The following is a 24,243-nucleotide window of genomic DNA, read 5'->3' on the forward strand; positions in this document are numbered from 1 at the left end:
CAAAATTTCGTTCCTACAGGGTTGGTGTCGTTCATCGGTAAACGACGATGCGCGCTTGATAAAGGTTAATCATCATGTATTTTTTAAATACACCCGTCCTCAACCCGGAGCCTTCCCATGCCACTGGTTCGCGTCGAAATCAAAAAGCAACAGGACCCCACCTACGCCAAGCGCATCGGCGAGCTGATCTACGCCGCGATGCACAGCACCATTGGTGTGCCCAAGGACGATAACTTCCAGATCCTCGCCGAACACGACGAGCAGCATTTCATTTTCGATCCGCAGTACCTGGGCATCCCGCGCAGCGACGGGCTGGTCATCATCCAGATCACCCTCAGCGAAGGTCGCACCGTCGAGCAGAAAAAACTGCTCTACAAAACCATCGCCGAGAGCCTGAACAGCGAACTGGCCGTGCGCCTGGAGGATGTTTTCATTAATCTTGTGGAAGTGAAGAAAGAAAACTGGTCGTTCGGCAATGGCATTGCCCAATACGCCCTCTGATCGTAAATTTTGATACCTGTGAGCCGCCAATGCCCCGAGTTTCCCGCAAGCAAGCCGACCTCAACCGCGAAACCATCGTAGATGCCGCTACACGGCTGTTTCGCGAACGTGGCCTGCATGGGATCAGCGTGGTCGATGTAATGGCCGCGGCCGGCCTGACCCATGGCGGCTTCTATGGTCACTTCGAGTCCAAGGAAGCCTTGGCCAAAGAGGCCAGCGAGCGGGCATTCAAGCAGGTGGGTGAGCGTTGGAAGCTAAGAGGCGATACCGGCCAGGACAAAGCGTCTGCGCGTCAGGCCTTGATCGAGCCGTACCTTTCGGCCCATAGCCGTGACAATCCCGGTGAAAGCTGCCCTGTGGTGGCTTTCGCCGGTGACATGTGCCACGAGAACGCCGACAGCGGGTTGCGCGAGCCATTCATGGCGGGGCTGAACCGACTGCTCGATGCATTCGGCCAGTTGATGGATTCGGACAACCCCGACGAACAGCGCCAGCAGGCACTGGTGCAGTATTCGCTGATGGTCGGCGCCCTGACGCTGGCCCGCGCCACCCGGGGCGAAGCGGTGTCGGATGAAATCCTCGAAGCCGCGCGACATTTCCTGACCACCGAAAAGCCTGAATAACCGCGCGCCCTGTAGGAGCGAGCATGCTCGCGAAGAACCTCCAGGCAACGCGGATATCCTGAACACTTGCGTTAGCGTTAACGCCCATCGAAGCCCGCGGCAGCTCCTACAATGATATCTGTGGCTCGGACATGACGATTGCCAAAACACTCGGGAGCCAGCAATCTCACTCGACGTTCGAGCCCCAATAACATGCCCAACAGGAGCCAAGCATGCCCGCAACCGTTCTGGTACTGGTTGAAACCATCAATGATTACCTGCCCATTCTCGAACATCAGGGCTTTCACCTGATTCTGGCCCCGACCCCCGCCGAGCGCGCCGAAGCCATCAGCCGTCACGCCAGCCAGATCGATGCCGTCCTGACCCGCGGCCCGCTGGGGCTGTATACCGATGAAATCGCCGCCCTGCCCAATCTCAAGATCATCTGCGTGATCGGCGCCGGCTATGAAATGGTCGACCTGCAAGCCGCCGCCGACCGCGACATCGTGGTCACCAACGGTGCCGGGGTCAATGCCTCGTCGGTCGCCGACCACGCCATGGCCTTGCTGCTGTCGCTGGTGCGCGACGTACCCCGTTGCGACGCCGCCGTGCGCCGGGGCGAATGGCCTAAAATCATGCGCCCGTCCCTGGCTGGCAAACGCCTGGGCATTCTGGGTCTTGGTGCCGTCGGCCTGGCCATTGCCAAACGTGCCGCCAACGGTTTCGACATGAGCGTGTGCTACCACAATCGCCAGCACCGCAGCGAAGTCCCCTACGATTACTGCTCCACCCCCACCGAACTGGCACGTGCCTCGGACTTTCTGATCGTCGCCACCCCCGGCGGAATCGGCACCAAACACCTGATCAACCGCCAGGTACTCGACGCCCTCGGCCCCAAGGGCTTTCTCGTCAACATCGCACGGGCCAGTGTGGTAGTGACCAGCGATTTGATCGCAGCGCTTGAACAGCGGCGCATTGCTGGCGCCGCGCTGGATGTGTTCGATGCCGAGCCCCAGGTGCCGGACGCGCTCAAGGCCTTGTCCAATGTCATCCTCACGCCGCATGTCGCCGGATTGTCCCCGGAGGCCACCCAAGGCACCGTCGAACTGGTGGGCCGCAACCTGGTGGCGTTCTTTTCCGGGCACCCCGTATTGACTCCAGTGACATTGCCCGGCGTCAGCAATGCCGTTGTGTAGGACAATTCAAACAGGTGTATCAAAAGCAATGATTGCCCGGCAACACGCTCACCTATAAGGGCCCTTCGTGGTTGTGGCTGCCGGGAGCGCGCATTAGATTAGCCAATAGTTTGAGGCCTCCAGAATAAGCAGAAGGGATAAGCATGGCGCTTACTGACCAGTCCACCCGTATCCGCTCCGGCGAAGAACTCGATGCCAGCCTGATCGATCCGTACCTCAAGGCGCACATTCCCGGCCTCACCGGCTTGCCTGCGATTAGCCAGTTTCCCGGCGGCGCGTCGAACCTCACCTATTTGCTCGAATACCCGGAACAGGAGTTCGTCCTGCGCCGCCCGCCCTTTGGCCACAAAGCCAAATCCGCCCACGACATGGGCCGTGAATTTCGCATCCTCAATCAACTGCGCGACGGCTTTCCCTATTGCCCCAAAGCCTACGTGCACTGCACCGATGAATCGGTGATTGGCGCCGAGTTCTACGTGATGGAGCGGGTCAAGGGCATCATCCTGCGCTCCGAACTGCCGCCGGAACTTGGGCTCGATTCAGCGAAAACCCAAGCGCTGTGCAAGAGCTTCATCGACAAATTCGTCGAACTGCACCGGGTCGACTACAACGCCTATGGCCTGGGCGACCTCGGTAAGCCGGAAGGTTACGTGGCGCGGCAGATCAAGGGTTGGAGCGATCGCTACGAAAAAGCCCTGACCCCGGACGCACCGCAGTGGGAAGCGGTCAAGGCCTGGCTCAACGACAAGATGCCGGCCGATCACCCGACCTCCAGCATCGTGCACAACGACTACCGCTTCGACAACGTGATCCTCGACCCGAACAACCCGATGCAGATTATCGGCGTGCTCGACTGGGAACTGACCACCCTGGGCGATCCGTTGATGGACCTGGGCAACACCCTCGCCTACTGGATCGAAGCCGGCGACCCGGCGCCAGTGCAATTGATGCGCCGCCAGCCGAGCCATGCACCGGGCATGCTGACCCGCCGCGAGTTCGTCGATTACTACGCCGAACGCTCCGGCATCCAGATCGACAATTTCGACTTCTACTACACCTACGGCCTGTTCCGCCTGGCCGGCATCGTGCAGCAAATCTACTACCGCTTCTACCATGGCCAGACCCAGGACAAACGCTTCGCGCAGTTCATTCACATGAACAAACTGCTGGAGCAAATGAGCCTGCAGGTCATCCAAAAATCCAGCCTCTGACCCCAATCCCCCGCCGTAGGAGCCAGGCTTGCCGGCGAAGACTGATAAGAAACAACAGCCGTAGGAGCCAGGCTTGCCGGCGAACGCGCCCTCAAACACGCCTTCGCCGGCAAGCCTGGCTCCTACATACAGCGATCAGACCTATAACAAGGAAACCCCATGTCCAAGACCCAGTTGTTCGACCTCAACGGCAAAATCGCTTTCGTTTCCGGCGCCAGCCGCGGTATCGGTGAAGCCATCGCCAAACTGCTGGCCCAACAAGGCGCCCATGTGATCGTTTCGAGCCGCAAGCTCGAAGGTTGCCAGCATGTGGCCGACGCGATCATCGCCGCTGGTGGCAAAGCCACCGCCATCGCTTGCCACATCGGCGAAATGGAACAGATCAGCCAGGTCTTCGCCGGCATCAAGGAACAGTTCGGGCGTCTGGATATCCTGGTCAACAACGCAGCCACCAACCCGCAGTTCTGCAACGTGCTGGACACCGACCTGGGCGCGTTCCAGAAGACCGTCGACGTCAATATCCGTGGCTACTTCTTCATGTCGGTGGAAGCCGGCAAGCTGATGCGCGAAAACGGCGGTGGCAGCATCATCAACGTCGCGTCGATCAACGGCGTCTCGCCGGGCGTGTTCCAGGGCATCTACTCGGTGACCAAGGCTGCCGTGATCAACATGACCAAGGTCTTTGCCAAGGAATGCGCGCAATTCGGCATCCGCTGCAACGCCCTGCTGCCGGGCCTGACCGACACCAAGTTCGCTTCGGCGCTGGTGAAGAACGATGCGATCTTGAAGACGGCGTTGGCGCAGATCCCGTTGAAGCGAGTGGCGGATCCGAGCGAGATGGCGGGGGCGGTGTTGTATCTGGCCAGTGATGCGTCGAGTTATACGACTGGGGTTTCGTTGAATGTGGATGGGGGGTTTCTTTCCTGATCCGATTCAGCGGATAAGCAAAAGCCGATAGCGTTCGCAGGAACGCTATCGGTGGCAGTAGGGTTTGCGCAGTTCCGTTCGCTTTAACCAGTAAGTCAAGGCATAACGTTTATCAGGAAAGTTGCTCGCGCCTCACCGCTTGGAAGCGTCGCTACTGCCTCGAATGTACGCGGGCCAAGAGTGGTGTACTGGTAAGCAGTAAAAATTGATATTACCCCTTGCGCATTACTATGTCCGCTCACAGGTTCTTTTTCTGGCCTGTACATTGTCGCGCGCACACCGGATATGGGAGAGCCAGTTGAATCCGTGAGCTTTAAATCAACTCCATACCAACTGTTAACGCGAAGTTCAACGACGGCCGGAGGCTGAGGTGCATATTGGCCGGCACTTGCGTAGTAGAACCTCAAAGAAGGCTTACCCTCTTTCACCTCACACAGAACCTCCAAAACAGCAGTCGTGTCCGGGCTATAAATGATCAATCTGATAGAGCCCGTTGAATTTCCAGTAAACGTCACCAGCGACGTGAACATGCCGGCTACCCTTTTAATGTCTGTCCCCCACTCCGGATCTGCGTCGGGTTCCAGCTCTCCACTTTCGACCACAGCGAAGCGCAGGGTCCGCACACTCTCCTCGGGAACCTCTACTTCCATCTTGTTTGACTGACCGGGATACATCACACCGCTTGAGCCGGGAGTCACCAGAACTCCGTTGATAAATACCTTTGCCTTTTCCCACGGGCCGCTTGAATTAACCATGATTATGCTCACTCCCTTAATTTCGTCGATGAATTACTTGCCGAAATTTATATAGCAAAGTTGAATTATCGAAATAAAAAGCGAAAATTTCAACTGTCATAATTAACAGTTCACCAGACCGAATCAAGCTAAAAATTCAACTCTTCCATATCGAAATTTTTTATTCTTAAGTCAAATATAAAAGCACTTAAACCTGAACACTGGCAGGCCTTTTCGCCAACAGTGAAATCTCTCGCCAACATAGTCAAACTCAGTAACCTTTGGGCCCGACAAACAAACCTGTCCGTGACGATGCAATAACTGCATCATCAGGAACAGGATCAGACTTTAAAATGTGCGCAGGAACAAATCTTGTAGCAGAAAGCGAGCAAATCACTAAAAACTTATACGACTATCAATCATCTCGCACAAGCTTCATCCGCATTTCAACTTGAAAAGGATGGTCATTGACTACTGTCTTAGCCATGAAATCGTATATCCCTTCGTTTGCGTATGGGGTGTTAATTGAGTTAACCGCAGTTCCGTTATCATTGGTTATCCCAAAACCATCGTCATAATCAGGGCATATAAATTGCACCCTCACACCCTTAACAGGAATGCCCTCTGACGTTTTAACCCGTGCAATAAGTTTAGTATTCATATTTATCAACCCGGGTGTAATTTCCGGTGAAATCGGCGCATCGACACCAAGGAAAACGAACCTTACATTGTGAGTTTTCGCAGCTCTCACCATCATGGACATATCGCCAGAAACCAAAGAAAACTGAGGAAAGGTTGCTTTAACTGAAAACTCACCAGACTCATTACCAGTTTTCAACTTCCAAACCGCTCCCTGCGCACTCAACGTTTGAGCAGTACCAGATGCAGGAGTCATGGTCATACCGGCGAGTTGTGTCACCCAATCGAACTTGAGTTGACTGCCAATGACCGGACTTAAGGGTTTCGGCTCAACGTTTAGGGAATACTCTACATCGCCTTCGAGAGGCTCCTCATTTGGAAACGGCTTGCCATTCAGTTTGAAGCTAACTTCGTCCAGTATGTTGGACGACATCGCCTTCGCGAGGTTCGTTGTCACAGGGGTGGTGAATCCAGCGCCCGTTAACACAAACTCTAACGTGCCGCTTCTGTTGGAGGCAGTCACTGTCCATGTATGAGCTTTCCCCGCGACCGGTACCACTGTCACGTCACCTTCCTTCAATCCGGTGAGCAATCTGGGAGTCAGTGTTAACGGATAGTCGCTAACTGGAGTGTTGGTCTGGTAGTCCACGGTGAAGATATAAGGTTTATCCCGGAACAAAACCACAGTGCTATCAAAAGCGCGACCATCCACCAGTAGTCCTTTTACCTCATGCGTCAGATTAGGTGACATCAATAACCCCCGCGACACTAGGGGAGCTATTATTTCTCTGCTCGATACAACAAGCGTGATTGCTTCGCTTTTGGGCGTGGCCTGATTGAGCTTCCATGTAACAATATCGTTGGCGACCTTTACCCAATTACCAAATTCCGGGTCAGCGGTGACCAGAACTTCATCACTGGTTTTGTGGAGCCTGATCTCTTTCTCGTTCAGGGACGCCACTTCCAATTTCAGCGTATTTTTCACTCCTCGTGGCAAAAAGAAAGGTTTGTCCAGTGGCACTTCTTGGTTGTTAACAAACACTTTCGCCCCATCCCACGAACTGCTCAGTCCAATCGAGCTTGTTTGGGTTGATTCGGCTTTGGTTTCGATAGTCATGGTGAAGCCTCGATAGTCAGGTGGCTCTAAATCCTCAGACCACCCGACTATCGAGTAAAAAAAGAAAATACATAACTGTCAGATTTGACAGTTCAACTAGAACAAATTGCGATTAATAGACCATTGCGTCACTTACAGCATTCTAAGGACTGTGAGCTATCACAACGATGGAATGAAGCCGGCAAGCTGATGCGCGACAACGACGACGGTGGCAGTATCAACATGGCTTCGATCAATTGAATTTCGCCGGGGATTTTCCAGGGCATCTACTCGCAGACCAAGGCTGCCCTGTTCCGCTACTGCTTTTGATTTTTGTAGGAGCCAGGCTTGCCGGCGAAGGCGTCCTTGAGAACGCCTTCGCCGGCAAGCCTGGCTCCTACATTGTCCGGCGTATTTGCACTACTGCGTGACGCACCGAGTCGTGGTCGTGAGTCGTGTGATTTGACCATCTTCACCCCGCACATCGCCCTGCACATCGGTTTTATCCATGGCCTGGCAGGTGCGCACCGGCGGTGGTGGTGGCGCAGCGGGAGGTGGCGGTGGCGGACTGGAGCATCCGGCGAGCATTGCCGTGCAGAGTGCCAGTGGTGCAAAAACGCGTTTCCCAAGACTGTTCATAGGATGACCCGCGAAAAGTGATCGACAAGTTTGTGACAACAAAACCCTGCCAAAAAGTTCACGGGAGTCCGACAGAAAAGCTGCTTTTATGGGTCTTCAGGCTCGATCGGTAGTCAAAACCGCCAAAAACTACATCACCGGATCAGGGCGATTCAGGCTGCTGCTCTGCAGTTCGTAGCGCAACTCTTCAATAAGCGCGGCGACCGCTTCGCTGGTGTTGAGCGTTGTCACGTTCAACCCGCTCACCACCAGGTCCACTTGCCCTGACACCGGATGGTAGAGCTTGACGGTCAACGAATGATCACCAGTGATCGAGCATTCGCAGGCCAAGGGAGAAAAGCTACGCTCCAGTTGCAGCCGCAGTTGCGCCAGGTGAATCATTGCGCTCGACCCTCGCGGCAAGGGACTGCAAACGTGATGTGTTTGGGGTACATGGCTGATCCTTGAGCTGCTTTGAAATTCGCTCGCGCAAGATCCAGAGATCCCCGTTCGCACACTCTCAGCCTAAGAGCTACCACCTTCTGCCAAAACATCAATTTGCACTATGGCAACTAGTGCATTTGCACCTTAGCGCTGACCTCTGAATCGCCCCGCCCCCGAGAACAACCCACGCTCGCGCGCCCAGACAATTGCCTCGCTTCGGCTGTGCACATCGAGCTTGGAATACACCGTTGCCACATGATTGCGCACCGTGTTCGGCGCGAGCTTGAGGCGCGCTGCGATCTCCTTGTCGGCCAGACCTTCGCAAATCAGCTCCAACACATCACGCTCGCGCACGGTCAGGTCCGTCAAGGACACACCGGGCAACTGCGGCGAGTTGACGTTTTTCACATTGGCCAGTTTTTCGATCAGAGTGCGACTGAACCAGGAGGCGTCTTTCATCACTTCTTCGATTGCCGACACCAGCTCCATCTCAGTGCGTTTGCGCTCGGTGATATCCATCAACACCAGCAAGTAGCAAGGATTGCCCTGAATATTCACGGTGTCCGCCGACACGACACAATCGATCATTTCGGCGTTTTGTTTACGTACACGAACATCGATACGATCCAGACATGCGGACTTTTCCAGTGCCGTGAACAGTTTTGCCCTCGCCCCTTTTTCATGAATGAAGTCGATCTCGGCGATGGTCTTGCCCTGCACGTTTTCGCGGGGATACGCGAGGGTATCGAGAAATGCCTCATTGACGTCCAGCACCACCTGATCGCCAGCACCACACACCAGGATCGGCACCGGCGACAGACGAAACGCCTTGGCAAAGCGCTCTTCACTCTGGCGCAGGGCGATTTCGGCCTTGTGCCGGGGTTCCATGTCGACGAATGAAAACAGCATGCAGGGTTCGTCATTGAGCTCCAGGGGTTGGCCGGCAACGATCACTTGCTTGTGGCCGCCGTCAGCCATGGACAATTCGGCCTGCATTTGCGGGATGGTCGCGCCCTCCCGCAAGCGTTGCTTGGCCAGCTCTTTGTTTTCGGCCTGGTCCAGCACGTCCAGCTCATAGGTCGACATACCGATCACCTGATCGCGACCGTAGCCAGTCATCTCGAGAAAACCCGGATTGACCTTGATGTAGCGCAAATCGCTGAGACGGCAGATCACTGCCGGCGCCGGGTTGGCGGCGAAGGTCTTCTCGAAGCGCTGCTCGGCGCTGGCCCAGTCGGTGACATCGTCCATGATCAGTACCAGGGATTCCGGCTCGCCGTGACTGTCGGTCACCACCAGGCTGCGCACGCGATGGGTCCAGGTGCGTTCTTCGTCATGGGCCGGGGTCAACTCGACCAGCACATCGCTGAAGGTCTCGCCGCGCGCGACGCGACTGATCGGATAATTCGTCACCGGGACCGGGTGATTGTTGCGATAACGCAGGGCGAAACGCTGTGCGTACTCCCTCGCATCGCCCCCCAGGTCCCCAATCCGCGCCACGCCGTGCATGGCCAGCGCGGCGTCATTGGCCCAGACGATCGTCTGGTCCAGCTCCAGCAGAATCACCCCGTCGGACAGACCGGTGATGATCTGCTGCAACTGGCGGCGGCTGGTTTCGGTGCTCAGGACGTCCTGGCTCATGGTGTTCCCCGGGGGCGACGGCATTCTGTGAAGATGTCGACCGCGGGGCGGCGTGATAGTTGAGTGACTCACTCACGATCAATGTAGGAGCTGCCGAAGGCTGCGATCTTTTGATCTTGCTTTTGAAGATCAAAAGATCGCAGCCTTCGGCAGCTCCTACAAAGAGCGCACAGCGTCAGGCAGCCAGTCCGCGTTTTGCGACGACCGCCGACGCCGCCAGCATCGCCCGCAGCAACACCGCGCACCCTGCCGCCAGGTCGTCCGGCGCGGCGTTTTCGATTTCGTTGTGACTGATGCCGCCTTCGCACGGCACGAAGATCATCCCCGCCGGGCCGAGTTCGGCGAGGAAGATGGCGTCGTGGCCGGCACCGCTGACGATGTCCATGTGCGACAGACCCAGGCCCTCGGCGGCACCACGCACCGCTTCGACGCATCCTTTGTCGAAGTACAGCGGCGGGAAGTCGGCGGTGGGAGTCAGTTCATAGGTCAGGCCGTGTTCCTGGCAGGTGGTGTCGATGACCTCGCGTACTTCGGCGATCATCGAATCCAGGCGTGCCGGCTCCAGGTGCCGGAAGTCCAGGGTCATGCGCACTTCACCGGGGATGACGTTGCGTGAACCGGGATAGGCTTGCAGGCAACCAACGGTACCGCAGGCGTGGGGTTGATGGCCGAGGGCGGCGCGATTGACCGCGCCGACGATCACTGCCGCGCCCACCAGTGCATCCTTGCGCAGGTGCATCGGCGTTGGACCGGCGTGGGCTTCGACGCCGCGCAGTTTCAGATCGAACCACTTCTGCCCGAGGGCGCCCATGACCACGCCGATGGTTTTGCGCTCGTCTTCAAGAATCGGCCCCTGCTCGATGTGCGCCTCGAAATAGGCGCCCACCGCATGGCCGCTGACCGCGCGCGGCCCGGCATAACCGATGGCATTGAGCGCCTCCCCCACCGTCACGCCGTCGGCATCGACCTTGGCCAGGGTTTCTTCCAGGGTGAATTTTTCAGCGAACACGCCAGAGCCCATCATGCACGGAGCAAAGCGCGAGCCTTCTTCATTGGTCCACACCACCACTTCCAGCGGCGCCTCGGTTTCGATGCCCAGGTCATTGAGGGTGCGTAGCACTTCGACGCCGGCCAGCACGCCAAAGCAGCCATCGAACTTGCCACCGGTGGGTTGAGTGTCGATGTGGCTGCCGGTCATCACCGGCGGCAGGTCCGGATTACGTCCGGGGCGGCGGGCGAAAATGTTGCCCACGGCGTCGATGCTGACGGTGCAGCCTGCGTCTTCGCACCACTTCACAAAGGTGTCGCGGGCCTGGCGGTCGAGGTCGGTCAGGGCCAGGCGGCACACACCGCCCTTGACCGTGGCGCCAAGCTTGGCCAGTTCCATGAGCGACTGCCACAAGCGGTCGCGGTTGATGTGCTGATGGGTGGATTGCAGAACGTCTACGGCTGCGTTCATGGGGATCTCCTCAGGCTGTTCTTATGTGTTTCTTCAGGCAATGGATGGTGTTCGTGCTGCCGCCATCGCCGGCAAGCCGTGCTCCTACAGACTTGCGCAAATCCTGTAGGAGCTGAGCTTGCTCGCGATTAGGCCAGTGCTCACACAGCAGATTTGGCAACTGACGGACTGGGCCGCATCGCGCACAACCCGTAATAAATCACCCCGCCCAGTGCCGAACCGGTAAACCAGCCGTAGCTGTAGAACCAGCTGAACGCATCGCTACCCAGCGACAGCAACGTCAACACCACCGGCACACCAAAGGCGAGAAAACCGTTCCAGTTCCACGCCGGGTACACGTCATCGCGATACAAACCAGCCAGGTCCAGTTGCTGTTTCTTGATCAGGAAATAGTCCACCACCATGATCCCGGCAATTGGCCCCAGCAGACTGGAATAACCCAGCAGCCAGTTGGAATACACCGTCTCCAGGCTGATGTCCGAAACGATCAGGCCAAGCTTTTTCAGCAGCTCATGAGCCATCAGTGCAAGGCCGACAAACCCGGTGAGCATCACCGCCGTGGTGCGGTTGATCACCTTGGGCGCGATGTTCTGGAAGTCGTTGGTCGGCGACACGATATTGGCCGCTGTGTTGGTGGACAGCGTGGCGATGATGATCAGCGCCATGGCCACCGCGACCCAGACCGGGCTCTGGATATGGCCGATCAGCGTGACCGGATCGGAGACGGTCACGCCTACCAGTTTCACCGAAGCAGCGGTCATCACCACGCCCAGTGCAGCGAACAGGAACATGGTCAACGGCAAGCCGATAATCTGCCCGACGATCTGGTCCTTCTGGCTTTTCGCGTAGCGGCTGAAATCCGGGATGTTCAGCGACAGCGTGGCCCAGAAACCGACCATTGCGGTGAGCCCGGCGGCAAAGTAACTGACCACGCTGGCGCCTTCAGGGCGCTTGGCCGGAATCGCCAGCAGTTCGGTCATCGAGACGTTAGGCATGGCCCAAACCAGCAAGCCCACGCCCACCGCCACCAGCAACGGTGCGGACAGGGTTTCCAGCCACTTGATCGATTCGGCACCGCGAATCACCACCCACAGGTTCAGCACCCAGAACATCATGAAGCCCAGCACTTCACCGGTACCGCCCAGGGATTTCCAACCCTCGAACACCGAGCCCAGGAACAGGTGAATCGCCAGGCCGCCGAACATCGTCTGGATGCCGAACCAGCCACATGCCACCAGCGCGCGGATCAGACATGGGATGTTGGAGCCGAGGATGCCGAAGGACGAGCGCAGCAGCACCGGGAACGGAATGCCGTACTTGGTGCCGGGAAAGGCGTTCAGGGTCAGGGGAATCAACACGATGATGTTGGCGAACAGGATCGCAATCAGTGCTTCGCCGACACTCAGACCGAAATACGCGGTCAGCACGCCGCCCAGGGTGTAGGTCGGCACACAGATCGACATGCCGACCCACAACGCCGTGATGTGCCATTTGTTCCAGGTTCGTTCGCGCACCTTGGTCGGTGCCATGTCGTGGTTGTATCGGGGACTGTCGAGGACATCGCTGCCGGCTTCGAGCTCGAACAAGCCGTCGCGCTCGATCACTTGCGATCTGTTTTGTTGCATGGCCGCTCCCTAATTCTTTGAATTATTTTTTGCTCATCAGGGGCCGGCGGCTTCAATAAGCGTGCCGTATGCCCCGCTTGCGCATCGGGCAGTTCCATAAACTGGCGGTAAACAACTGATGTTTATCAGTTTTACTTCTATAACCATTGAGTCCCCAGGCCGAATGCCAGGCAAGCTGTGCGAAACCGCCAAGACTCAATCTGGTGCATTCAACTTTTTTCAAATGCCGTGCAGCAACCAACCACCCGCCTCAAACAGCTGATTTCACATAAGAAATCTTGACCATATTTCGATCCTGTCAAGTGCGTCAAAATGGTGAAAGGCCTCACCATTTTGGTGATTTTTGTATTTTCCACTTATTTATCAATCAGTTAAAACAAGTATAAGCTTATATAAAATATTCTTGCCGATTCCAGGAACAGCAGCTAGCGTTTATTCCTGACAGCGCTGACAGGAATAAACCTGTTGACGATGATTTCATATAAAAACACTTAGAACCGGCATCAGTCGGTCATGCCTGCGAGGAATCCGGAATGTCTCTGTTGATTCGTGGCGCCACCGTTATTACCCATGATGAAAGTTATCGCGCCGATGTGTATTGCGCAGACGGCGTGATCAAGGCCATCGGCGAAAACCTCGACATCCCCGCAGGCGCCGAGGTCCTCGACGGCAGCGGCCAATACCTGATGCCCGGCGGCATCGACCCCCACACCCATATGCAACTGCCCTTTATGGGCACCGTGGCCAGCGAGGACTTTTTCAGCGGTACGGCGGCGGGCTTGGCCGGTGGCACCACCTCGATCATCGATTTCGTGATTCCCAATCCGCAGCAGTCCTTGATGGAAGCCTTTCATCAATGGCGTGGCTGGGCCGAGAAGTCGGCCTCCGATTACGGTTTCCACGTCGCCATCACCTGGTGGAGCGAACAGGTCCGCGAGGAAATGGCCGAGTTGGTGAAGCATCACGGGGTCAACAGCTTCAAGCATTTCATGGCCTACAAAAACGCAATCATGGCGGCCGATGACACCCTGGTGGCGAGTTTCGAGCGTTGCCTGGAACTGGGGGCGGTGCCCACCGTGCACGCGGAAAACGGCGAGCTGGTGTTTCACCTGCAACGCAAGCTGATGGCCCAAGGCATGACCGGACCGGAAGCGCATCCGCTGTCGCGTCCTTCCCAAGTCGAAGGCGAAGCCGCGAGCCGGGCCATCCGCATTGCCGAAACCCTGGGCACGCCGCTGTACCTGGTGCACGTCTCGACCAAGGAAGCCCTCGACGAAATCACCTATGCCCGCGCCAAGGGCCAACCGGTCTACGGCGAAGTGCTGGCCGGGCACCTGTTGCTTGACGACAGCGTCTATCAACACCCCGACTGGCAAACCGCCGCCGGTTACGTGATGAGCCCGCCGTTCCGTCCTCGTGGTCATCAGGAAGCGCTCTGGCATGGCCTGCAAGCGGGCAACCTGCACACCACCGCCACCGATCACTGCTGCTTCTGTGCCGAACAAAAAGCCGCCGGCAAGGACGACTTCAGCAAGATCCCCAACGGCACCGCCGGCATCGAGGACCGCATGGCCGTGCTGTGGGATGAAGGGGTCAACAGCGGGCGTCTGTCGATGCAGCACTTTGTCGCCCTGACCTCGACCAACACCGCGAAGATCTTCAACCTTTACCCACGCAAAGGCGCAATTCGCGTGGGCGCCGATGCCGACCTGGTGCTGTGGGACCCGAACGGCACGCGCACGATTTCGGCCAAGACCCACCACCAGCAGGTCGACTTCAACATCTTCGAAGGCAAGACCGTGCGCGGCGTGCCCAGCCACACCATCAGCCAGGGCCGGGTGGTCTGGGCCGACGGTGACCTGCGCGCCGAACGAGGTGCCGGGCGGTACATCGAACGGCCGGCGTATCCGGCGGTGTTCGATTTGCTGAGCAAGCGGGCTGAGTTGAATCAGCCGGTTGCCGTGAAACGCTGAAGGCGGCCTTCGGCCTATCGCTGGCAAGCCAGCGCCCACATTTGGAATGCATTCTCCTGTAGGAGCTGCCGAAGGCTGCGATCTTTTGATTTTGTTTTTCAGGATCAAGATCAAAAGATCGCAGCCTTCGGCAGCTCCTACACGGGATCGCAAAGTACCAAATCAATGCCCATTCAGAGGCATAACCTCCATCACCGTGAGGCTAAAAACCGTGATCAAGTCCCTGACCCACCTCCCGCACCCGTACGAGAACGCCGTCGCCCTCGCCGGCCATTTCACCGACCTGGCGCCGCCGCTCAATGACCGCCAGGCGCACCTGGAAGCCTCGCGTTGCCTGTATTGCTACGACGCGCCCTGCGTGAATGCCTGCCCGAGCGAAATCGACATCCCCTCGTTCATCCGCAACATCCATCAGGACAATGTCCAGGGCGCAGCACAGAAAATCCTCTCGGCCAACATCCTCGGCGGCAGTTGTGCACGGGTCTGCCCCACAGAGATCCTTTGCCAGCAAGCCTGCGTACGCAACAACGCCCATGAATGCGCGCCTGTGTTGATCGGCCTACTGCAACGCTATGCCGTGGACAATGCACATTTCAACGAACACCCCTTCCCTCGCACCGCCGCCACCGGCAAGCGCATAGCCGTGGTCGGCGCAGGTCCGGCCGGGTTGTCCTGCGCCCATCGCAGTGCCATGCACGGTCATGACGTGGTGATTTTCGAAGCCCGGGAAAAGGCCGGTGGCCTCAATGAATACGGGATTGCCAAATACAAACTGGTGGACGACTACGCGCAGAAGGAACTGGATTTCCTGCTGGAGATCGGCGGCATCGAAATTCGCCATGGGCAAAAACTCGGAGAGAACCTGAGCCTCAGCGAACTGCATCAACAGTTCGACGCGGTGTTCCTCGGCCTTGGACTCAATGCCAGCAAACAGCTCGGCCTGGCCCACGAGGAAGCACCCGGCCTGCTGGCGGCCACTGACTACATCCGCGAACTGCGCCAGGCCGACGACCTGACCCAGCTGCCGCTGGCCGATCATTGCATCGTTCTCGGGGCCGGCAATACCGCCATCGACATGGCGGTGCAAATGGCCCGCCTCGGCGCCCATGACGTCAATCTGGTGTACCGCCGTGGCGTCGAAGACATGGGCGCGACCCACCACGAACAGGAAATCGCCAAAGCCAATCAGGTGCGCCTGATGACCTGGGCACAACCGGAAGAAGTACTGCTCGACGATCAGGGTCAAGTACGCGGCATGCGCTTCGCCCGCACCCATCTGGCGGACGGTCGCCTGCAAACCACCGGCGAAACCTTCGAGCTGGCCGCCGACGCCATCTTCAAAGCCATCGGCCAGGCCTTCGATGACAGCGCCCTCGTCGATCCGCTGGCCCGAGAGTTGAAGCGTCAGGGCGATCGTATTCAGGTGGATGAAAACCTGCGCACCAGCATTCCCGGCGTGTATGCCGGCGGCGACTGCACCAGCCTCGACCAGGACCTCACCGTGCAAGCGGTGCAACACGGCAAACTCGCCGCCGAAGCGATCAACGCTCAACTGATGCTCAACGTGGAGGCTGCGTAAATGGCTGATCTGTCGATTGTCTTCGCTGGCATCAAGTCGCCCAATCCGTTCTGGCTGGCCTCCGCGCCGCCGACCGACAAGGCCTACAACGTGGTCCGTGCTTTCGAGGCCGGCTGGGGTGGCGTAGTCTGGAAAACCCTGGGTGAAGACCCGGCGGCGGTCAACGTGTCGTCGCGCTACTCGGCGCATTACGGCCCGAACCGAGAAGTACTGGGTTTCAACAACATCGAGCTGATCACCGACCGTTCGCTGGAGATCAACCTGCGGGAAATCACCCAGGTCAAAAAGGACTGGCCGGATCGCGCGTTGATCGTGTCGTTGATGGTGCCCTGCGTCGAAGAATCCTGGAAACACATCCTGCCGCTGGTGGAAGCCACCGGCGCCGATGGCATCGAACTGAATTTCGGTTGCCCTCACGGCATGCCGGAACGCGGCATGGGCGCGGCGGTCGGCCAGGTGCCGGAGTACGTCGAACAGGTCACCCGCTGGTGCAAGACCTATTGCTCGCTGCCAGTGATCGTCAAACTCACGCCCAACATCACCGACATCCGCGTCGCCGCCCGCGCCGCGCACCGGGGCGGCGCCGATGCGGTGTCGCTGATCAACACCATCAATTCGATCACCAGCGTCAACCTGGAGCGCATGGTGGCCAACCCGATGGTCGGCAGCCAGAGCACCCACGGCGGTTACTGCGGCTCGGCGGTCAAGCCAATCGCCTTGAACATGGTCGCCGAAATCGCCCGCGACCCGCAGACCGCCAGGCTGCCCATCAGCGGCATCGGCGGCATCGGCAACTGGCGCGACGCGGCGGAGTTCATCGCCTTGGGCAGCGGTTCGGTGCAGGTGTGCACGGCGGCGATGCTCCACGGGTTCCGCATCGTTGAGGAAATGAAGGACGGCCTGTCTCGGTGGATGGACAGTCAGGGCTACGCGAGCATTTCAGAATTCTCCGGGCGCGCGGTGGCCAACACCACGGACTGGAAGTACCTGGACATCAACTACCAAGTCATCGCGAAAATCGACCAGGAGGCGTGCATCGGTTGTGGACGCTGCCACATCGCCTGCGAAGACACCTCGCACCAGGCCGTGGCCAGCGTGAAAAAGGCCGATGGCACCCACGCTTATGAAGTGATCGAGGAGGAATGCGTGGGCTGCAATCTGTGCCAGATCACCTGCCCGGTGCAGGACTGCATCGAGATGGTGCCGGTGGACAACGGCAAGCCGTTTCTGGATTGGAACCATGATCCGAGGAATCCGTATCACGTCAGCTCTTGAGATGTGCGGCGTCTGAACGGACGCCATCGCGGGCAAGCCTCGCTCCTACAAGGATCACACCGAACCCGTAGGAGCGAGGCTTGCCCGCGAATAGGCCAGGACTAACATCGAACATCTCAAGGCTCCAACCCGATCCCCCGCAAAATCACACTGGTCACCGTCTGCACCGCTCGCTCGAACTGCATGTCCGACAGCGGCTGATGGTCATTGAGAATATTCACCTGGTGATCAAAGTCCGCGTAATGCTGGGTCGAGGCCCAGATCATGTACAGCAGGCTCGAAGGCTCCACCGGCAGGATGCGTTTGTCCTCCACCCATTGGCGAATCTTCGCTTCCTTCATCTTGGCCCAGTCGTACAGGCTGGCGTCCAGCGCGGTCCCCAGGGTCGGGGCACCATGGATGACTTCGTTGGCCCAGACTTTGGAGCCATAAGGCCGGCTGCGGGAGTGGTTCATCTTGGCGCGGATGTAGCTGCTGAGCACCACCCGCGGGTCGTCGAACATCTCGAAGCACAGCGCGTCCTGCTTCCACACGTCCAGCAGGCCTAACAGCACGGCGCTGTACAACTCGGTCTTGGTGCTGAAGTAGTAATGCAGGTTGGAGCGCGGCAGTTGCACCTCGGCGGCGATGTCGGCCATGGCGGTGCTGCCAAAGCCTTTTTCGGCGAAGACCTTCTCGGCCCCCAGCAGAATTTTCTCGACGTTACTGCGACGAATCTCGATCTTGTGATTGCCCATGAGGGCTCCCTGACAACAGCGTTAAACAAGACTAGCATCCGCTCTAGCGCGCGGCGACAGGGCAAGTGCAAACTTCCTGCAACTCTGTGTGCGCGGCTAGACTGACACACTTAAAACCATCGTTGAGGGATTCAACATGCTGAAGAAAACCCTGGTCACCGCCGCCCTGCTTGGCTCGCTGCTCGCCGCTTCCTCGGTGTGGGCCCACGCTCATTTGAAAAGCCAGAGTCCCGCCGCCGACAGCACCGTCAGTGCACCCGCGGAACTGAGCCTGACGTTTTCCGAAGGGGTCGAAGCGGACTTTTCCAAAGTGACGATCACCAAGGACGGTGCGGACATCCTGGTGAAAAGCCTGGCCACTCAAGGCAGCGATAAAAAGACCCTGATCGTCACCCCGGCCGTGCCCTTGACGGCCGGTGACTACAAAGTCGAATGGCACGTGGTGTCAGTCGATACCCACAAGAGTGAAGGCGCCTATGCCTTCAAGGTTGGCCAGTAATACATGACCAGCGCGATGGTGCTGTGTCGTTTCCTGCATTTCACCGTGGTGCTGATGCTGTTCGGGGCATGGGTGTTCAGGCCGCTGCTGTTGGCGCCTGGCACCTCACTTGATCAACCGCTGGCACGGGTCAGCCGCTGGCTGGTGACGGTGGCGCTGGCCAGCGGTGTCGGCTGGTTGTTGCTGGTCACCGCCAGCATGGCCGGTGCCTGGAGCGCTGCATTTGAGCCATCGACATTGCACTTGGTGCTGGACCGCACTTTCTTCGGACAGGTCTGGCGCTGGCACCTGTTGCTCAACGGGTTGCTGCTTGCCGTGCTGCTGACACCGCTGCGCACCCATCGCCCCTTGCAAGCCCTCCTCGTCGGCCTGCTCCTGGCAACGCTCGCCCCCGTCGGCCACGGCGCTATGTTTGATGGTCTCCAGGGTCGGATGCTGATCCTCAACCAACTGCTGCACCTGGCGTGTGTCGGCGCCTGGCTCGGTGGCCTGATGCTGCTGGTCATGATCATGCGCCGACCTCATGGCCTTCCCGTCGAGGCACTGTTGCGGCGATTCAGCGGCGCCGGCTATGGCTTGGTGGCGGGATTGCTAATCACCGGCCTGATCAATGTGCGAGTCCTCACCGGGGCCTTCTGGCCGACGCCGTTGTTGACCGGGTTCGCCTTGATTCTGTTGATCAAGGTTTCGCTGGTGGGCGTCATGTTGGCGTTGGCCTTGTTCAATCGGTTGCGGATCAGGGACTGTGAGCAGCAGTTGCCGACCTTGCGCGCCAGCGTGACGCTGGAGTGGTTGTTGGGGATGGGGGCAGTAGCGGCGGTCTCGTTACTCGGCACCCTGCCACCCATGATTTCCGGCTGACTCACCACTCTCTGTGGCATCGGGCTTTTGTGGCGAGGGGATTTATCCCCGTTAGGGCGCGAAGCGGCCTCAACACAATGGTTTTACGACTGCTTCGCAGCCGAACGGGGATAAATCCCCTCGCCACAAAAGTGTCGCTCCCACAAGGGCAGTGGCTTAAACCGATGAAACGAAGTCATCGTACAACTTTCCATTGACAACACTGGAATGCCTCACAAATAATCGCCCCCAATGTTGTACGACGACGTATAACAAACAATAAAAACAAAAAGTAAGGGAGCGCCACAGTGAGCAAACTCGCCCGTCATTCGTCCATTCGCCATCCACGTCCTACCTTCGCCCGCCGTCATACCTTGAGCCTCATCGGCTGCAGCAGCCTGGCCCTTGCCTTGCCCATGACCGGCCACGCCGAAGGTTTTACCGATGACGCCAAGGCCACGCTCAACCTGCGCAACGCCTACTTCAACCGCAACTTCGTCAACCCGGCCTATCCCCAGGGCAAGGCTGAAGAGTGGACACAGAACTTCATCCTCGACGCCAAGTCCGGCTTTACCCAAGGCCCTGTAGGCTTCGGCGTTGACGTGCTGGGGCTGTACTCGCAAAAACTCGATGGCGGCAAAGGCACTGGCGGTACTCAGCTACTGCCGATCCACGATGATGGCCGCCCCGCCGACAACTTCGGCCGCCTGGGCGTGGCACTCAAGGGCAAGGTGTCGAAGACCGAATTGAAGGTCGGCGAATGGATGCCGGTGCTGCCGATCCTGCGTTCCGACGACGGCCGCTCACTGCCGCAAACCTTCCAGGGCGCCCAGCTGACCTCCACAGAGATCAGCGGCCTGACGCTCTACGGCGGCCAGTTCCGGCAGAACAGCCCGCGCAACGATGCGAGCATGGAAGACATGTTCATGAACGGCAAAGCGGCGTTCACCTCGGACCGCTTCAACTTCGGCGGCGGCGAATACACCTTCAACGACAAACGCACCCAGGTCGGTGTGTGGTACGCCGAACTCAGCGACATTTATCAGCAGCAGTACTTCAACCTGAACCACAGCCAGCCGATCGGCGACTGGACCCTGGGCGCCAACCTGGGCTACTTCATCGGCAAGGAAGACGGCAGCGCCCTGGCCGGCGACCTGGACAACAAGACCGCCTTCGCCCTGCTCTCGGCCAAGTACGGTGGCAACACCTTCTACGTCGGCCTGCAAAAGCTCACCGGCGACGATGTCTGGATGCGCATCAACGGCACCAGCGGCGGCACCCTGGCCAACGACAGCTACAACTCCAGCTACGACAACGCCCGTGAAAAATCCTGGCAGGTGCGCCACGACTACAACTTCGTCGCCCTCGGCGTGCCCGGCCTGACCCTGATGAACCGCTACATCAGCGGTGACAACGTACACACCGGGAGCATCACCGACGGCAAGGAATGGGGCCGCGAATCGGAGCTGGCCTACACCGTGCAGAGCGGCGTACTCAAAAACCTCAACGTCAAATGGCGCAACGCGAGCATCCGCAAGAACTTCAGCACCAACGAGTTCGATGAGAACCGGATCTTCATCAGTTATCCGATTTCGTTGTTGTAAGACGGGGTGGCACAAACCCTGTGTTGAAGGGCTTATTGGTGAAAAGTTGTGGCGAGGGTGAAATAACCCTCCGTCCATTTCCACCAAAGTCGCGTTGACAAAAACCGGGAAGCCTTACGATACTTCAACAAAGTCGTACGACAACCTACAACGACCTCAATAACAACAACTGCTTGTCCAGGGACTTCCATGACGACCACCCCTACAGCCCGCGCCCCCTTCAATCGCCTGCTGCTGACCGGCGCTGCCGGAGGCCTGGGCAAGATCCTGCGCGAAAGCCTGCGCCCCTATGCCAATGTCATTCGCCTGTCGGACATCGCCGACATCGCCCCGGCCATCGATGACCGTGAAGAAGTGGTGTCCTGCGACCTCGCCGACAAGCACGCCGTGCATCAATTGGTCGAAGGCGTGGACGCGATCCTGCACTTCGGCGGCGTGTCCACAGAGCGTTCGTTCGAAGAGATCCTCGGCGCCAATATCTGTGGTGTGTTTCACATCTACGAAGCCGCGCGACGCCATGGTGTGAAGCGGGTGATTTTTGCCAGTTCCAACCACGTGATCGGCTTCTATAAGCAGGATGAAGTGATCGACGCCCACTCCCCTCGCCGCCCGGACAGCTACTACGGTTTGTCCAAGTCCTACGGCGAAGACATGGCCACCTTCTACTTCGACCGCTACGGCATCGAGACCGTCAGCGTACGCATCGGTTCGTCGTTCCCGGAGCCGCAAAACCGCCGGATGATGAGCACCTGGCTGAGCTTCGGCGACCTGACCCAACTGCTCGAACGCGCGCTGTATACCCCCAACGTCGGCCACACCGTGGTCTACGGCGCGTCCGACAACAAGGACGTCTGGTGGGACAACCGCTACGCCACCGTCCTGGGCTTCGCCCCGCAGGACAGCTCCGAAGTGTTCCGCGAAAAAGTCGAAGCCCAACCGCTGCCGGCCGCCGATGACCCGGCCCGGATCTATCAGGGCGGTGCCTTCTGCGCAGCGGGTCCGTTCGGCGACTGAAACTTCAACGGTTACCGCTTGATCCCGACAACAAAAACCAAGGGAATGAGTTGCCATGCAAGCCGAATTGATTGTCGATGCCCGCAATGCGGTCGGTGAAAGCCCGGTCTGGGTGCCCGAGGAAAACGCCCTGTACTGGGTCGATATCCCTGCCGGGGGCCTGCAACGCTGGAGCGCCGCCAGCGGTCATGTCGACACCTGGAAAACCCCGGAAATGCTCGCCTGCATCGCCCGGCACCCCAACGGTGGCTGGGTGGCGGGCATGGAGAGCGGTTACTTCCACCTGCAGCCACACACAGACGGCAGTCTCGACAGCGAGCCTCTGGCCCACGTCGATCACGCCCGCCCGGACATGCGCCTCAACGATGGTCGCTGCGACCGTCAGGGCCGCTTCTGGGCCGGCAGCATGGTGCTGAACATGGGCGCCAATGCTGCCAACGGCACGCTCTATCGCTACAGCGCCGGACAGCGTGGACCGCTGGCGGCACAGCTGGGCGGTTTCATCGTGCCCAACGGCCTGGGCTTCAGCCCGGACGGACGCACGATGTACCTGTCCGACTCTCACCCGCTGGTGCAACAGATCTGGGCCTTCGACTACGACACCGACAGCGGCACGCCGTCGAACCGTCGGGTCTTCGTCGACATGCATCAATACGCCGGTCGTCCCGACGGCGCGGCAGTGGATGCCGACGGCTGCTACTGGATCTGTGCCAACGATGCCGGGCTGATTCATCGCTTCACCCCCGACGGCCGCTTCGACCGCTCCCTGGCCGTCCCCGTGAAAAAACCGACCATGTGCGCCTTCGGTGGCAGTCGACTGGACACGCTGTTCGTGACCTCGATCCGCCCCGGTGACGACCATGATCCCCAGTCACTCGCTGGCGGCGTGTTCGCCCTCGATCCCGGTGTGAAAGGTCTGCCGGAACCGCTTTTCAACGCTTCGCTTTAACCGCTTGTGCTGCACCGCTGCGCCTTTGAATACAACAATAACAAGACTGGAGAGACACCCCATGGACTTCAAACGCACCTTGCTCGCCGCTGCACTCCCATTAACCTTCGTCCTCAGCAGCGCCGCCCAGGCGCTGGAAATCAAATTCGCCGATATCCACCCCGCCGGTTACCCGACCGTCATCGCCGAGGAACAACTGGGCAAGACCCTGGTGACCGAAAGTGACGGCAAACTGACCTTCAAGATGTTCGCCGGCGGTGTGCTCGGCTCGGAAAAAGAAGTGATCGAACAGGCCCAGGTCGGCGCCATCCAAATGGCCCGGGTCAGCCTGGGCATCGTCGGCCCGGTGGTGCCGGATGTGAACGTGTTCAATATGCCGTTCGTGTTCCGTGACCAGGCACACATGCGCAAAGTCATCGACGGAGAAGTCGGCGACGAAATCCTCGACAAGATCACCCACTCTGAATTCAACCTGGTGGCCCTGGCCTGGATGGACGGCGGCACGCGCAACATCTACACCAAGAAACCGGTGCGCAGCCTCGAAGACCTCAAGGGCATGAAGATCCGCGTGCAAGGCAACCCGATGTTCATCGAGACCATCAACGCCATGGGCGGCAACGGCATTGCCATGGACACCGGGGAAATTTTCAGTGCCCTGCAGACCGGCGTGATCGATGGCGCAGAAAACAACCCGCCGACCCTGCTCGAACACAACCACTACCAAAACGCCAAGTTCTACAGCCTGACCGGCCACTTGATCCTGCCTGAGCCCATCGTGATGTCGAAAATCACTTGGGAAAAACTCACCCCCGAGCAGCAAGCGCTGGTGAAGAAAACCGCCAAGGCCGCCCAGGCTCAGGAACGCATTCTCTGGGACGCCAAATCGGCCAGCAGCGAAGAAAAACTCAAGGCCGCGGGCGTTGAGTTCATCACCGTCGACAAGAAACCTTTCTACGAAGCCACGGCCTCGATCCGCGAGAAATACGGCGCGCCCTACGCCGACCTGATCAAACGCATCGAAGCCGTTCAGTAATTCTCCCGCTCTCTTGAAAGGCCCGGCGCCCCGACGTTGGCAGACAT

Annotated in this window: 22 protein-coding genes; 15 read left to right on the forward strand and 7 right to left on the reverse strand. The window is 58.6% G+C overall.

The genetic code is table 11. The annotated features are described in order from the left end of the window. Nucleotides 1-117: 117 nt before the first annotated feature. The 5 genes from ABTV22_RS17285 (at nt 118) to ABTV22_RS17305 (ending at nt 4,437) form a co-directional block, all read left to right on the forward strand. The gene (locus ABTV22_RS17285; RefSeq protein ID WP_433735712.1) at nt 118-501 is read left to right on the forward strand and encodes a tautomerase family protein; all 384 of its coding nucleotides are present in this window, start codon (nt 118-120) and stop codon (nt 499-501) included. Between the two features lie 29 nt (nt 502-530). Continuing rightward, complete coding sequence (locus tag ABTV22_RS17290; protein ID WP_433735713.1) at nt 531-1,124, forward strand: TetR/AcrR family transcriptional regulator; 594 nt, start codon at nt 531-533, stop codon at nt 1,122-1,124. Nucleotides 1,125-1,336: 212 nt separating this feature from the next. After that, a complete protein-coding gene (locus ABTV22_RS17295; protein WP_433735714.1) occupies nt 1,337-2,299 on the forward strand; it encodes a 2-hydroxyacid dehydrogenase in 963 nt (320 codons plus the stop codon). Nucleotides 2,300-2,442: 143 nt separating this feature from the next. After that, complete coding sequence (locus ABTV22_RS17300; RefSeq protein ID WP_433735715.1) at nt 2,443-3,510, forward strand: phosphotransferase family protein; 1,068 nt, start codon at nt 2,443-2,445, stop codon at nt 3,508-3,510. 159 nt (nt 3,511-3,669) lie between these two features. Further along, complete coding sequence (locus ABTV22_RS17305; RefSeq protein ID WP_433735716.1) at nt 3,670-4,437, forward strand: SDR family oxidoreductase; 768 nt, start codon at nt 3,670-3,672, stop codon at nt 4,435-4,437. A gap of 95 nt (nt 4,438-4,532) precedes the next feature. Here the strand turns inward: ABTV22_RS17305 and ABTV22_RS17310 are convergent, their stop codons facing one another. Both ABTV22_RS17310 and ABTV22_RS17315 read right to left on the reverse strand, forming a co-directional pair. After that, entirely contained in the window at nt 4,533-5,192 is a 660-nt protein-coding gene (locus ABTV22_RS17310; RefSeq protein ID WP_433735717.1) for a hypothetical protein, read from the reverse strand. A 394-nt stretch (nt 5,193-5,586) separates the two neighbouring features. Next, nucleotides 5,587-6,927 (reverse strand): hypothetical protein, encoded by a 1,341-nt coding sequence (locus tag ABTV22_RS17315; RefSeq protein WP_433735718.1) that lies wholly within the window; start codon nt 6,925-6,927, stop codon nt 5,587-5,589. 487 nt (nt 6,928-7,414) lie between these two features. Between ABTV22_RS17315 and ABTV22_RS17320 the strand changes: the two genes are divergently transcribed. After that, nucleotides 7,415-7,552 (forward strand): hypothetical protein, encoded by a 138-nt coding sequence (locus ABTV22_RS17320; protein WP_433735719.1) that lies wholly within the window; start codon nt 7,415-7,417, stop codon nt 7,550-7,552. Between the two features lie 122 nt (nt 7,553-7,674). Here ABTV22_RS17320 and ABTV22_RS17325 read toward each other — a convergent pair whose 3' ends face one another. The 4 genes from ABTV22_RS17325 to ABTV22_RS17340 all read right to left on the reverse strand — a co-directional run bounded on the left by ABTV22_RS17325 (nt 7,675) and on the right by ABTV22_RS17340 (nt 12,693). Beyond that, nucleotides 7,675-7,926 carry a DUF1652 domain-containing protein gene (locus tag ABTV22_RS17325; RefSeq protein WP_433735720.1) on the reverse strand — a complete coding sequence of 84 codons (252 nt, stop codon included), beginning with the start codon at nt 7,924-7,926 and terminating at the stop codon, nt 7,675-7,677. Nucleotides 7,927-8,112: 186 nt separating this feature from the next. Next, nucleotides 8,113-9,609, reverse strand: coding sequence for a helix-turn-helix transcriptional regulator (locus ABTV22_RS17330; RefSeq protein ID WP_433735721.1), 1,497 nt, complete (start codon nt 9,607-9,609; stop codon nt 8,113-8,115). Between the two features lie 175 nt (nt 9,610-9,784). Further along, on the reverse strand, nt 9,785-11,068 hold the full coding sequence (locus tag ABTV22_RS17335; protein WP_433735722.1) for a Zn-dependent hydrolase: 1,284 nt from the start codon (nt 11,066-11,068) through the stop codon (nt 9,785-9,787). Nucleotides 11,069-11,208: 140 nt separating this feature from the next. Beyond that, the gene (locus ABTV22_RS17340) at nt 11,209-12,693 is read right to left on the reverse strand and encodes an NCS1 family nucleobase:cation symporter-1 (RefSeq protein ID WP_433735723.1); all 1,485 of its coding nucleotides are present in this window, start codon (nt 12,691-12,693) and stop codon (nt 11,209-11,211) included. A 533-nt stretch (nt 12,694-13,226) separates the two neighbouring features. On the opposite strand from ABTV22_RS17340, the gene hydA reads away from it, so the two are divergent. The 3 genes from hydA to preA all read left to right on the forward strand — a co-directional run bounded on the left by hydA (nt 13,227) and on the right by preA (nt 17,520). Further along, nucleotides 13,227-14,666 (forward strand): dihydropyrimidinase, encoded by a 1,440-nt coding sequence (gene hydA / locus ABTV22_RS17345; RefSeq protein ID WP_433735724.1) that lies wholly within the window; start codon nt 13,227-13,229, stop codon nt 14,664-14,666. Between the two features lie 211 nt (nt 14,667-14,877). After that, nucleotides 14,878-16,245, forward strand: a complete 1,368-nt coding sequence (locus tag ABTV22_RS17350; protein ID WP_433735725.1) for an NAD(P)-dependent oxidoreductase — start codon at nt 14,878-14,880, stop codon at nt 16,243-16,245. Then, a complete protein-coding gene (gene preA / locus ABTV22_RS17355; protein WP_433735726.1) occupies nt 16,246-17,520 on the forward strand; it encodes an NAD-dependent dihydropyrimidine dehydrogenase subunit PreA in 1,275 nt (424 codons plus the stop codon). 116 nt (nt 17,521-17,636) lie between these two features. On the opposite strand, the gene ABTV22_RS17360 is transcribed toward preA, so the two are convergent. After that, nucleotides 17,637-18,257 (reverse strand): TetR/AcrR family transcriptional regulator, encoded by a 621-nt coding sequence (locus ABTV22_RS17360; RefSeq protein WP_433735727.1) that lies wholly within the window; start codon nt 18,255-18,257, stop codon nt 17,637-17,639. A gap of 136 nt (nt 18,258-18,393) precedes the next feature. Between ABTV22_RS17360 and copC the strand changes: the two genes are divergently transcribed. From copC to ABTV22_RS17390, 6 genes are all read left to right on the forward strand, one after another. Next, entirely contained in the window at nt 18,394-18,756 is a 363-nt protein-coding gene (gene copC, locus ABTV22_RS17365) for a copper homeostasis periplasmic binding protein CopC (protein ID WP_433735728.1), read from the forward strand. Between the two features lie 3 nt (nt 18,757-18,759). Next, complete coding sequence (gene copD / locus ABTV22_RS17370; RefSeq protein ID WP_433735729.1) at nt 18,760-19,617, forward strand: copper homeostasis membrane protein CopD; 858 nt, start codon at nt 18,760-18,762, stop codon at nt 19,615-19,617. 287 nt (nt 19,618-19,904) lie between these two features. Next, nucleotides 19,905-21,200: an OprD family porin gene (locus ABTV22_RS17375; protein ID WP_433735730.1), complete on the forward strand. Its 1,296-nt coding sequence runs from the start codon at nt 19,905-19,907 to the stop codon at nt 21,198-21,200. A gap of 189 nt (nt 21,201-21,389) precedes the next feature. Continuing rightward, nucleotides 21,390-22,214 carry an NAD-dependent epimerase/dehydratase family protein gene (locus ABTV22_RS17380; RefSeq protein WP_433735731.1) on the forward strand — a complete coding sequence of 275 codons (825 nt, stop codon included), beginning with the start codon at nt 21,390-21,392 and terminating at the stop codon, nt 22,212-22,214. A 55-nt stretch (nt 22,215-22,269) separates the two neighbouring features. Continuing rightward, complete coding sequence (locus ABTV22_RS17385; protein WP_433735732.1) at nt 22,270-23,163, forward strand: SMP-30/gluconolactonase/LRE family protein; 894 nt, start codon at nt 22,270-22,272, stop codon at nt 23,161-23,163. A 61-nt stretch (nt 23,164-23,224) separates the two neighbouring features. Further along, the gene (locus ABTV22_RS17390; protein ID WP_433735733.1) at nt 23,225-24,196 is read left to right on the forward strand and encodes a TRAP transporter substrate-binding protein; all 972 of its coding nucleotides are present in this window, start codon (nt 23,225-23,227) and stop codon (nt 24,194-24,196) included. The last annotated feature ends 47 nt before the right edge of the window (nt 24,197-24,243 follow it).

The organism is Pseudomonas putida (genome assembly GCF_050990305.1).
GTDB lineage: Bacteria > Pseudomonadota > Gammaproteobacteria > Pseudomonadales > Pseudomonadaceae > Aquipseudomonas > Aquipseudomonas putida_AH.

What these genes read in the sequence shown, in the direction of transcription:
- ABTV22_RS17295 (WP_433735714.1), top strand. Translation starts at nt 1,337, where the DNA reads ATGCCCGCAACCGTTCTGGTACTGGTTGAAACCATCAATGATTACCTG.
- copD (WP_433735729.1), top strand. Translation starts at nt 18,760, where the DNA reads ATGACCAGCGCGATGGTGCTGTGTCGTTTCCTGCATTTCACCGTGGTG.
- ABTV22_RS17380 (WP_433735731.1), top strand. Translation starts at nt 21,390, where the DNA reads ATGACGACCACCCCTACAGCCCGCGCCCCCTTCAATCGCCTGCTGCTG.
- ABTV22_RS17305 (WP_433735716.1), top strand. Translation starts at nt 3,670, where the DNA reads ATGTCCAAGACCCAGTTGTTCGACCTCAACGGCAAAATCGCTTTCGTT.
- ABTV22_RS17325 (WP_433735720.1), bottom strand. Translation starts at nt 7,926, where the DNA reads ATGATTCACCTGGCGCAACTGCGGCTGCAACTGGAGCGTAGCTTTTCT.
- ABTV22_RS17285 (WP_433735712.1), top strand. Translation starts at nt 118, where the DNA reads ATGCCACTGGTTCGCGTCGAAATCAAAAAGCAACAGGACCCCACCTAC.
- ABTV22_RS17390 (WP_433735733.1), top strand. Translation starts at nt 23,225, where the DNA reads ATGGACTTCAAACGCACCTTGCTCGCCGCTGCACTCCCATTAACCTTC.
- ABTV22_RS17360 (WP_433735727.1), bottom strand. Translation starts at nt 18,257, where the DNA reads ATGGGCAATCACAAGATCGAGATTCGTCGCAGTAACGTCGAGAAAATT.
- ABTV22_RS17300 (WP_433735715.1), top strand. Translation starts at nt 2,443, where the DNA reads ATGGCGCTTACTGACCAGTCCACCCGTATCCGCTCCGGCGAAGAACTC.
- ABTV22_RS17290 (WP_433735713.1), top strand. Translation starts at nt 531, where the DNA reads ATGCCCCGAGTTTCCCGCAAGCAAGCCGACCTCAACCGCGAAACCATC.
- copC (WP_433735728.1), top strand. Translation starts at nt 18,394, where the DNA reads ATGCTGAAGAAAACCCTGGTCACCGCCGCCCTGCTTGGCTCGCTGCTC.
- ABTV22_RS17310 (WP_433735717.1), bottom strand. Translation starts at nt 5,192, where the DNA reads ATGGTTAATTCAAGCGGCCCGTGGGAAAAGGCAAAGGTATTTATCAAC.
- ABTV22_RS17330 (WP_433735721.1), bottom strand. Translation starts at nt 9,609, where the DNA reads ATGAGCCAGGACGTCCTGAGCACCGAAACCAGCCGCCGCCAGTTGCAG.
- ABTV22_RS17335 (WP_433735722.1), bottom strand. Translation starts at nt 11,068, where the DNA reads ATGAACGCAGCCGTAGACGTTCTGCAATCCACCCATCAGCACATCAAC.
- ABTV22_RS17315 (WP_433735718.1), bottom strand. Translation starts at nt 6,927, where the DNA reads ATGACTATCGAAACCAAAGCCGAATCAACCCAAACAAGCTCGATTGGA.
- hydA (WP_433735724.1), top strand. Translation starts at nt 13,227, where the DNA reads ATGTCTCTGTTGATTCGTGGCGCCACCGTTATTACCCATGATGAAAGT.
- ABTV22_RS17320 (WP_433735719.1), top strand. Translation starts at nt 7,415, where the DNA reads ATGGCCTGGCAGGTGCGCACCGGCGGTGGTGGTGGCGCAGCGGGAGGT.
- preA (WP_433735726.1), top strand. Translation starts at nt 16,246, where the DNA reads ATGGCTGATCTGTCGATTGTCTTCGCTGGCATCAAGTCGCCCAATCCG.
- ABTV22_RS17385 (WP_433735732.1), top strand. Translation starts at nt 22,270, where the DNA reads ATGCAAGCCGAATTGATTGTCGATGCCCGCAATGCGGTCGGTGAAAGC.
- ABTV22_RS17340 (WP_433735723.1), bottom strand. Translation starts at nt 12,693, where the DNA reads ATGCAACAAAACAGATCGCAAGTGATCGAGCGCGACGGCTTGTTCGAG.